We start from the raw sequence: 9,634 nt of genomic DNA, 5'->3' as shown, positions 1-9,634 counted from the left end.
GAACCGCCGTCGCCATCTCCGTCAGCGTCAGGGAGGTCACAGCGCCTTCACCGCCTCCAGTACCTCGGCGGCATGACCGGCCACCTTCACCTTGGGCCAGACGCGGGCCACGACGCCCTCGGCATCAATCAGCACCGTCGCGCGCTGGATGCCCATGCTCTTCTTGCCATACATGTTCTTTTCGACCCAGGTGCCATAGGTCTCGCACAGATCCCCCTCGGCATCCGAGACCAGGATCACGCCCAGATCATGCTTGGCGATGAATTTCTCGTGCTTTGCGACCGTGTCCTTGGAAACCCCGATCACCGTGGCCCCGGCAGCGGTGAAGTCGGGCAGCATGGCGGTAAAGTCATTGGCTTCCGTGGTGCAGCCGGGCGTGTCGTCGCGCGGGTAGAAATACAGCACAACGGGACCGCCTTTCAGCGAGGACAGGGTCACGTCGGCCCCGCCATCGCGGGGAAGGGTGAAATCCGGGGCGGTCTGGCCTGCGTCGATCATCGGTCTCTCCTTGTTCATCGGCGGGAATCTGCTATCGGCGATTTGCAAGCTAGGATAAATCCGGCGAAGATAAACCCTGAAACCGACCGAAATCCTCCGGCAGATCGAGCGCGCAGAACTCATGTCAGACACCGGCCCAGACCCAGAGCCGCGCCGCCCTAGGCGACGAGGCCCGCTGCGCTGGATCCTGCGTGGGCTGGCGCTGCTGGTCCTGCTTCTGGCGGCCGGTATCCTGTTTCTGGCCTTTCCGCCGAATGGACGCGCAGTGCCGTTGCCCGAATGGTCCCGCGTCAGGATCGAGGCGGCGCTGGATGCCTCCATGCCCGGCGGGCAGATCACCGTGGGCGAGATCGGCCTGTCGTTGTCACGCGGCACCTTGCAGCCGCGAATCCGCTTTACCGAAATGCAGCTCAGCGACGGGGATCGCCCGCGCGTTGTCTTCCCGGTGCTACAGGTGGAACTGGATCGCGCCGCCGCCCTGCGCGGCGAGATGCGTCCAAGGCAGGTCTCGGTCGGGGGGGCGGGTCTGCGCATCCGGCGCGATGCGGAGGGCAGTTTCGATCTTGCCTTCACCGGTGCGGAAACCGGCGAGGCCCGCGACCTGGCCCAGACGCTTGCGGGCATTGACCGGATGTTCCAGCAGACGGTGTTTTCCCGGCTGGTCAGGGTGGTCGGCGAAGATATCACGCTGGTGATCGACGATATGCGAAGCGGCGACACCACGCGGATCACCGGCGCCTCCCTTGCCCTTGTGCCCGAAGGCGAAGCGCTGGTTCTGTCGGTGGCCGGGCAACTGGACGGCAGCGATGGCGGCGCGATCGAGCTGACCTTCACCCGCCGCGCCGAACTGGGAGAGACCGAATTCACGGGCGCGTTCAGCAATCTGCAAAGCGCCGATATCGCCCGCGTCTCGGACGCGCTGACCTGGCTGACCCTGGTCGAGGCCCCGATGTCCGGGCGGCTGTCCACGGTTCTGTTCGATGACGCCTCGGTCGGCACGCTGTCGGGAACGCTGGCGGTCGGTGCGGGCCATGTGTCCCCCGGCGGGGCTGTCGATCCCTTGCCCCTGAACGGCCTGAACCTGTCCTTCGACTACAATGCTGGCGAATCCCGCATGTGGATCGAGGAATTCACCGTCGACGCCCCGGCGTTGTCGGCCCGGATCACCGGCCATGCCACGTTGCTGGACGGGCCGGTCTATGTGTCTCAGTTGCAGCTCAGCCAGATCACCGCCGATCCGCCGGGCCTGTTCGAGGCCCCCGTCAGCTTCGCGGGTGGCGCTCTGGATATGCGGTTGCAGCTGTTTCCCTTCGTTGCCATGGATTTCGGACAGGCAGTGCTCTTTGACGAGGGGCTTCACCTGACCGCGCGAGGCCGCGTCGCGGCGCAGGAGGCGGGGTTGGCGGTTCGGCTGGATGCCGAGATCCCCCAGCTCGACGCGCAGCGGGTGGTCCCGCTCTGGCCGGTGGCGCAAATTCCCAATACCCGCGACTGGCTGACCGAGAATGTCATTTCCGGCAGTCTGGGAAATATCCACGCCGCGCTGCGCATCGCGCCGGAAACCGACCCGCAATTCGGCCTGACCTTCGATTTCGAAGGGGCCGAGGTCCGCGCCATACGCGACATGGCCCCGATCCAGCAGGGACGCGGCTATATGGATATTTCGCGCAACGTCCTGTCCCTTGCGCTGCACGAGGGCCATGTCACCGCACCCAATGGCGGGCGGCTGGATCTCGCGGGCAGTCTGATGCGTATCGAGGACACCCGCGTTGCCTATTCTCCGGCCAGTTTCGATCTGCAGATCGGCGGGCCGATTTCCTCGGTCCTGACACTGATCGGGGCCGATCCCTTCAACCTGCTCGACCAGTTTCCCTATGATCCGGGCATGGTCGCCAGCGGGCGGGCCGATCTGGACGTGTCACTTGCCATGGAGATGCGGCCCCGGATCATGCCGCAGGATGTGACGTTCCGGATCGGTGGCACCCTGCGCAATGTCCGCTCCGACCAGTTGGTGCCCGGACGGGACTTGCGGGCCGCCGCGCTGAACATCACCGCCGATAATGACACCCTTGCCATCGGCGGACCTGCCCGGCTGGACGGGCTGCACGCCAATGCCACCTGGCGTCGGGCGCTTGGACCAGACAGCACCCCGGCCAGCACCGTTCGGGGGACCGCGACGCTGACGCCCGACGCCCTTGCGGAGTTCGGGGTGATCCTGCCGGACGGCATGCTGCGCGGGCAGGGCGAGGCGCAGTTCGACCTTGCGCTTGACCGGGGGGAACCGCCGCGCCTGTCCGTCAGCTCCGATCTGGCCGGGCTTGCGCTGAGCGTCCCGTCGCTCGGCTGGTCCCTGCCCGCAGCCAGCACCGGCCGGTTGGAGGCCGAGCTGATCCTGGGCGACGCGCCGGATGTTCCGAGACTGGAGATTGCGGGCAACGGGTTGACGCTGGCGGGGTCCGTTCAGATCAGCGACGAGCAGCAGTTCGAGCGGCTGGAGATCACCCGCCTGACGCTGTCCGACTGGCTCGACATCACCGGCGCGCTGGTCTCCCGCGGCGCGGGGCGCACGCCGCAGATCAATGTCACGGGCGGCACGGTGGACCTGCGCGGCCTGCCCTCGGGTGGCGCTGGAGGCGGGCAGGCCCTGCCGCTCAATATCCTGCTCGACCGGCTGGAGATCACCGACAGCATCTTCCTGACCAATCTGCGCACAGAGCTGTCAGGCACCCCGGTCAGCGGCGATTTTCGCGGGTTGATGGGGGGCGCGGTACCGGTCAGCGGCACGGTGCTGAGCGAGGCAAACGGCACCGCCCTGCGCCTGCGCTCCGACGATGGCGGCGCTGTGCTGCGCGCGGCGGGCATCTATCAGAACGCCTATGGCGGCGCGATGGACCTGATCCTGCGCCCCCGTCCGGGAGAGGGCAACTATTCCGGCCTTCTGACCATCGACAACCCCCGTTTGCGCGACGCGCCCGCCTTTGCCGAACTGCTTTCTGCCATTTCCGTCGTGGGACTTCTGGAACAGATGGTCACCGGCGAAGGCATCGGCCTGGGCGAGGTGCGCGCGGCCTTTACCCTGTCGCCGGACGCGCTTGTCATCCAGGAGGGTACGGCGCTCGGGCCGTCGATGGGGCTGTCGCTGGACGGAACCTATGACCTGCGTGCGCGCTACTATGATTTCGAGGGCGTCGTGTCGCCTTTATATATGGTCAACGGGCTCGTGGGCGGGTTATTCAGCCCGCGCCGTGAAGGGTTGTTCGGCTTCACCTACCGCCTGACGGGCACGCCCGAGGACAGCAGCGTGTCGGTCAACCCGCTTTCGGTGCTCACCCCCGGCATCTTCCGGGAAATCTTTCGCCGCCCGCCACCGGAGCCCGCTGAATGACCCTCGACGATTTCGATTTCGACCTGCCCGAGGGGCTGATCGCGACCCGCCCCGCCAAGCCCCGATCCTCGGCCCGGCTGCTGCATGTCACGGGCAATCTTATGCAAGATCTGCGCGTCTCGGACCTGCCAGACCTGCTGCGCGAGGGGGACCGGCTGATCCTGAACGACACCAAGGTGATCCCGGCGCGACTGTTCGGGCAGCGCTGGCGTGACAGCCAGCAGGGGCGTGTTTCGGCGAAGATCGAGGTTACGCTGCTGGAACCTCAGGCCGATGGCAGCTGGTCGGCGCTGGCCAAACCCCTGCGCAAGCTGGCGCTTGGAGAAACGGTGAATTTCAGCGATGACCTGTCAGCCGAGGTGGTGGCGCTTGAGGACGGGCTGCGCCTGCGCTTCAACCTGTCAGGCACCGATTTCGACGCGGCGCTGAATGAGGCAGGGGCGATGCCCTTGCCGCCCTATATCGCCGCCAAGCGCCCCGCCGATGCGCGTGACAAAGAGGATTACCAGACCATCTGGGCCCGCAATCAGGGTGCCGTCGCGGCCCCCACGGCCTCGCTTCATTTCGACGAGGCGCTGATAGAGGCGCTGAAGGACAAAGGCATTCAGTTCACCTTCGTCACCTTGCATGTGGGCGCGGGCACCTTTCTGCCGGTCACGGTCGAGGATGTCACCACCCACAGGATGCACGCAGAATGGGGCGAGGTGACGGAACAGGCTGCCGCCGAGATCAACGCCACCCGCGCCGCTGGCGGGCGCATCATCCCTGTTGGCACCACGGCGCTGCGCCTGATTGAAACCGCTGCCACCGAGGATGGCACCATGCAGCCCTGGCAGGGCGATACCGACATCTTCATCTACCCCGGCTACCGCTGGAAAATCACCGACGGGCTGATGACCAATTTCCACCTGCCAAAGTCCACGTTGCTGATGTTGGTCTCGGCGCTGATGGGGTTCGATCTTGTGAAAGAAGTCTACGCCCATGCCGTTGCTGAAAAGTACCGATTCTTCTCTTATGGCGATGCATCCCTACTTTTCCCGGAAAATGCCGCAAAAGGTTGATAGCGTGACCTGATAACGTCGCTTTTTGGCGGTGTTGGCGCATCCAGCACTGTCATACACGACAGAACGACGAGCGGTGGAGCAGCGCCATGAAACAGGTCATCGCAAGCGCGTGGGCCATTCTTCTCGGGTTGATGCTCTTGCAGGTTGGCAATTCCCTGCAGGGCTCTCTGATGGGTGTGCGCGGCGGCATCGAAGGCTTCACCACCTACCAGCTGTCGCTGATTGCTTCCGCCTATTTCGTCGGGTTTCTGGGCGGGTCGCGCCTTGCACCGCACATGATCCGGCGGGTGGGCCATGTGCGGGTCTTCGCGGCGCTCGGGTCGTTCATTTCTGCGGTGCTGATCCTCTATCCGGTTCTGACAGACGCCTATGCCTGGATGGTGCTGCGGGTGATCATCGGGTTTTCGCTGTCGGGCGTCTACGTGACCGCCGAAAGCTGGCTCAACAATTCCGCCACCAATGAAACGCGCGGGCAGGCCCTTTCGGCTTATATGCTGGTGCAGATGGTCGGGCTGGTGCTGGGGCAGGGGCTTTTGAACTTCGGCGACCCCTCGGGCTTCGTGCTGTTCATCATCCCCTCGGTTCTGGTCTCGCTGTCCTTCGCGCCGATCCTGCTGGCGGTGGCGCCCACACCGGCCTTTGAAACCACCCGCCCGATGAGCCTTGGGCAGCTCTACCGCAATTCGCCGCTCGGCTTTGTCGGGATGATCCTGATGGGCTTCGTCTTCTCGGCGCAATTCGGCATGTCCGCCGTCTATGCAACCCAGGCGGGGATGAGCGTGCGCGAGATTTCGATGATGGTCTCCGCCTTCTTCGTGGGCGGCATCGTCTTTCAGTACCCGATTGGCTGGCTATCGGACAAGATGGACCGCCGGATCCTGATCTTCTTCGTGGCACTGGCCGGGGCCTGTTCCGCGCTGATCGGGTTTCTGTTCGAATCCACATTCGAGGCGGTATTGTTGTCGGCGCTGCTGACCGGCGGGCTGGCGCAGCCGATGTACGCGCTGCTGATCGCCTACACCAACGATTATCTGGAGATCCAGGACATGGCCGCCGCATCCGGCGGGCTGATCTTCATCAACGGGCTTGGCGCCATCGCCGGTCCGCCCGCCGTGGGTTGGCTGATGGGGATGACCGGGCCAAGGGGCTTCTGGTTGTTCCTTGCGATCACTCTTGCCATCATGGCCGTCTATAGCGGCTGGCGGATGACACGGCGCCAGTCGGCCTATGCGGCCGAGGCCGAAGATTACGACGCGGTGCCCTACACGCCGATCATGCCGACCGCATCCATGGTCGCCGTGGAAACCGCGCAGGAACTATATGCCGAAGCCTCGGAAGAAATGGCCGAGGATGGCGACACAAGGGAGGAGAGGCCCACGGGTATCTAGGCCCGGGGTTTGAGGCAGAAGGAAGGAGAGCACTGCCATGACAGACCGATTTGAGGATGTCCTGACATTCTGGCTGGAGGAGGCCGGACCGGACAAATGGTACATGAGCAACGAGGCGTTCGACACCGAGATCCGCGACAGGTTCCTGCCGCTCTGGGAAGAAGCCGCAGCAGGCAAGCTCAGCCACTGGACAAGCCATCCGCGCAAGGCGCTGGCGCTGATCATCGTGCTGGACCAGTTCCCGCGCAACATGTTCCGGGGGCAGGCCAAGGCGTTTTCCACCGACAGCAAGGCCAAGGCGGCGGCGTGCTATGCGCTTAAGCAACGGTGGGACGAACGGTTCGACCAGTCCACGCGACAGTTTTTCTACCTGCCCTTCATGCATTCCGAGGCGCTGACCGATCAGGACCACTCCGTGCGCCTGTCCTGTCAGAAGATGCCGGATCAGCGGGAAGACAAGCTGCCCCATGCCATTGCGCATCGCGAGATCATTCGCCGCTTTGGCCGCTTCCCCTATCGCAACGAAGCGCTCGGGCGCACAAGCTCGGATGCGGAAAAGGAATTCCTTGAAAACGGCGGATATGGCAAAGTGGTTGAAGAGGCTCGTGCCGCCGCGCTTTGTAAGTAGTTTAATCATTAAACATACAACTCGCCCGGCGCGGTAGATCTGCGTTGTGCGCAAGGCTGCCCTGCGCTGTTGGGCTTGTTTTGCGCGCAGCAATGGTTTAACGTTAAACAAATTTCGACCGGAGGAGTGGATACAGTGGCGGCTCAGTCTTTTGATACAGTTGTAATCGGGGCAGGCCCCGGCGGCTATGTGGCGGCGATCCGCGCCGCGCAGCTTGGCCAGAAGGTCTGCATCGTCGAACGCGAGCATATGGGCGGCATCTGCCTGAACTGGGGCTGCATTCCCACCAAGGCGCTGCTGCGGTCCTCCGAGGTGTTCCACCTGATGGAACGGGCCAAGGAATTCGGCCTCAAGGCTGACAATATCGGCTATGACCTCGACGCCGTGGTGAAGCGTTCCCGCGGGGTGGCCAAACAGCTTTCCTCCGGCATCGGCCACCTGATGAAGAAGAACAAGGTGACCGTCATCATGGGGTCTGCCACCATTCCCGCCAAGGGCAAGGTGAAGGTCGAAACCGACAAGGGCACCGAAGAGCTCACCGCCAAGAACATCGTTCTGGCCACCGGAGCGCGCGCCCGCGAATTGCCGGGGCTGGAGGCTGACGGCAAGCGCGTCTGGACCTACAAGGCCGCGCTGCAACCGCCGCATATGCCCAAGAAACTGCTGGTCATCGGATCGGGCGCCATCGGCATCGAATTCGCCAGCTTCTACAACACGCTCGGCGCCGACACGACCGTGGTCGAGGTCATGGACCGGGTGCTGCCGGTGGAAGACGAGGAAATTTCGAAATTCGCCAAGAAAGCCTTTGAAAAGCAGGGGATGAAGATCCTGCAAAAGGCGATGGTCAAGCAGCTGGACCGCGCCGCCGACAAGGTCACCGCCCATATCGAGATCGGTGGCAAGGTCGAAAAGCACGACTTCGACACCGTGATCTCTGCCGTGGGCATCGTCGGCAATGTCGAGGGTCTGGGGCTGGAGGCGCTCGGCATAAAGATCGACCGCACCCATGTGGTGACCGACGAATACTGCCGCACGGGCGTGGATGGGCTCTACGCCATCGGCGACATCGCGGGCGCGCCCTGGCTCGCTCACAAGGCCAGCCATGAAGGCGTCATGGTGGCGGAGCTGATCGCGGGCGGCAAGCCGCACCCGATCAAGCCCAATTCCATCGCCGGTTGCACCTACTGCCACCCGCAGGTGGCCAGCGTCGGCCTGTCAGAGGCCAAGGCGAAAGAGGCCGGTTACAAGGTCAAGGTCGGCCGTTTCCCCTTCATCGGCAACGGCAAGGCGATTGCGCTTGGCGAACCCGAAGGGCTGATCAAGACCGTCTTCGACGAAAAGACCGGCGAACTTCTGGGCGCGCATATGATCGGCGCGGAAGTGACGGAACTGATCCAGGGTTATGTCATCGGCCAGAAGCTGGAAACCACCGAGGAAGACCTGTTCGAGACCGTCTTCCCGCATCCCACGCTCAGCGAGATGATGCACGAGGCCAGCCTCGACGCCTATGGGCGCGTCATCCATATGTGAGATTGGAGACCAAGCAATGTAAAAGCCCCCGGAGCCGCGCGGTTCCGGGGGCTTTTTCGTTGCACTGCGTGATCAGGGGGCCATCACCGTGAAAGGAACCGAGGCCAACACCCGCCGATCCTGCGCCATGATGTAACGGATCTCGTATTGCCCCGGTTCATCGGGCAGGTCCAGCCGCAGCGGGTTGCCGTTTCTTGTGTAGCTGTATTCCTCGTGCCCATCCTCGCCAGCGCGCACAATGGCAATGAAGTCATTGCGGTAATCCGGCCCGTTATGGCTGACCATGATGGACCCGCCCGCAAGGCCGCTGCTTGCGGTGTCCAGCACCACCTCGATATCGCTTACCGTGATCGGCACCCGCGCCTGAATGCTGCGGTCCTGATTCACATAGTAGCGGACCTCGTAGCTACCGGGTTCCGAAGGCATTTGCAGCCGCGCCGGGCTGCCATCGCGGGTATAGACATAGGTCTCGTACCCGTCATCCTCCGGCTCGGCTGCGGCAATGAAGTCATTGCGGTAATCTGGCCCCTCCCAGGTGACCAGGATGGTTTCGCCAACACGCGCGGTTTCAGGGGCTGTCACGGTGACGGACAGGGCCGTCACCTCGATCTCGCGCCGGGCAATCACGGTCCGATCCTGATTGACGAAATAGCGGATCTCGTAGCGCCCGGGCGTGACCGGCATTTCCAGCCGGGCCGGGCTGCCGTCGCGCGTATACGCATAGTTCTGATACCCGTCCGGATCGTCCAGCGCGCCGATCCCGATGAAATCGTTGCGATAATCCGGCCCCGTCCAGGTGATATTGATCGTATCGCCCGCCGCCGCGTTTTCGGGGGCTTCGATGCTGGCCGAAACCGCGGTGACGGTGATCGGATGACGCCCGATCACGGTGCGATCCTGGTTGACGAAATATCGGATCTCGTAGTCGCCGGGCTCGGTCGGCATCACCAGCCGGGCCGGGCTTCCGTCACGAGTATAGGCGTAGTTCGTGTAGCGGTCGGGTTCCGCCATCGCGCCCACGCCGATGAAGTCATTGCGGTAATCCGGGCCTTCCCAGGTCACCAGAACCGTTGACCCCGCTTCGGCGCTGTCAGGCGCCTCCAGACGGGCACCCACATCGGTCACGGTGATGGGGTGGCGC

Annotated in this window: 6 protein-coding genes and 1 pseudogene; 5 read left to right on the top strand and 2 right to left on the bottom strand. The window is 63.8% G+C overall.

Translation table 11 applies throughout. From position 1 onward, the window contains the following. Positions 1 to 36: 36 nt before the first annotated feature. Positions 37 to 498: a peroxiredoxin gene (locus BKY26_RS08220; RefSeq protein WP_071689920.1), complete on the bottom strand. Its 462-nt coding sequence runs from the start codon at positions 496 to 498 to the stop codon at positions 37 to 39. A gap of 121 nt (positions 499 to 619) precedes the next feature. On the opposite strand from BKY26_RS08220, the gene BKY26_RS08215 reads away from it, so the two are divergent. The 5 genes from BKY26_RS08215 (at position 620) to lpdA (ending at position 8,493) form a co-directional block, all read left to right on the top strand. Continuing rightward, entirely contained in the window at positions 620 to 3,883 is a 3,264-nt protein-coding gene (locus tag BKY26_RS08215) for an AsmA-like C-terminal region-containing protein (protein WP_071689919.1), read from the top strand. After that, on the top strand, positions 3,880 to 4,944 hold the full coding sequence (gene queA, locus BKY26_RS08210) for a tRNA preQ1(34) S-adenosylmethionine ribosyltransferase-isomerase QueA (RefSeq protein WP_071689918.1): 1,065 nt from the start codon (positions 3,880 to 3,882) through the stop codon (positions 4,942 to 4,944). Before BKY26_RS08215 ends, queA begins: the two co-directional genes overlap by 4 nt. An 89-nt stretch (positions 4,945 to 5,033) precedes the next feature. Next, the gene (locus BKY26_RS08205) at positions 5,034 to 6,335 is read left to right on the top strand and encodes an MFS transporter (protein ID WP_071689917.1); all 1,302 of its coding nucleotides are present in this window, start codon (positions 5,034 to 5,036) and stop codon (positions 6,333 to 6,335) included. Positions 6,336 to 6,372: 37 nt separating this feature from the next. After that, positions 6,373 to 6,963: a DUF924 family protein gene (locus BKY26_RS08200; RefSeq protein WP_071689916.1), complete on the top strand. Its 591-nt coding sequence runs from the start codon at positions 6,373 to 6,375 to the stop codon at positions 6,961 to 6,963. Between the two features lie 135 nt (positions 6,964 to 7,098). Next, positions 7,099 to 8,493, top strand: coding sequence for a dihydrolipoyl dehydrogenase (gene lpdA, locus BKY26_RS08195; RefSeq protein WP_071689915.1), 1,395 nt, complete (start codon positions 7,099 to 7,101; stop codon positions 8,491 to 8,493). Between the two features lie 72 nt (positions 8,494 to 8,565). On the opposite strand, the pseudogene BKY26_RS20210 reads toward lpdA, so the two are convergent. Continuing rightward, positions 8,566 to 9,634: pseudogene (locus BKY26_RS20210) on the bottom strand (hypothetical protein); the annotation flags it as partial.

Origin of the sequence: Nioella sediminis, assembly GCF_001879695.1 — a bacterium.
GTDB classification, from domain to species: domain Bacteria; phylum Pseudomonadota; class Alphaproteobacteria; order Rhodobacterales; family Rhodobacteraceae; genus Nioella; species Nioella sediminis.
This window is presented reverse-complemented; position numbering and strand designations above follow the sequence as displayed.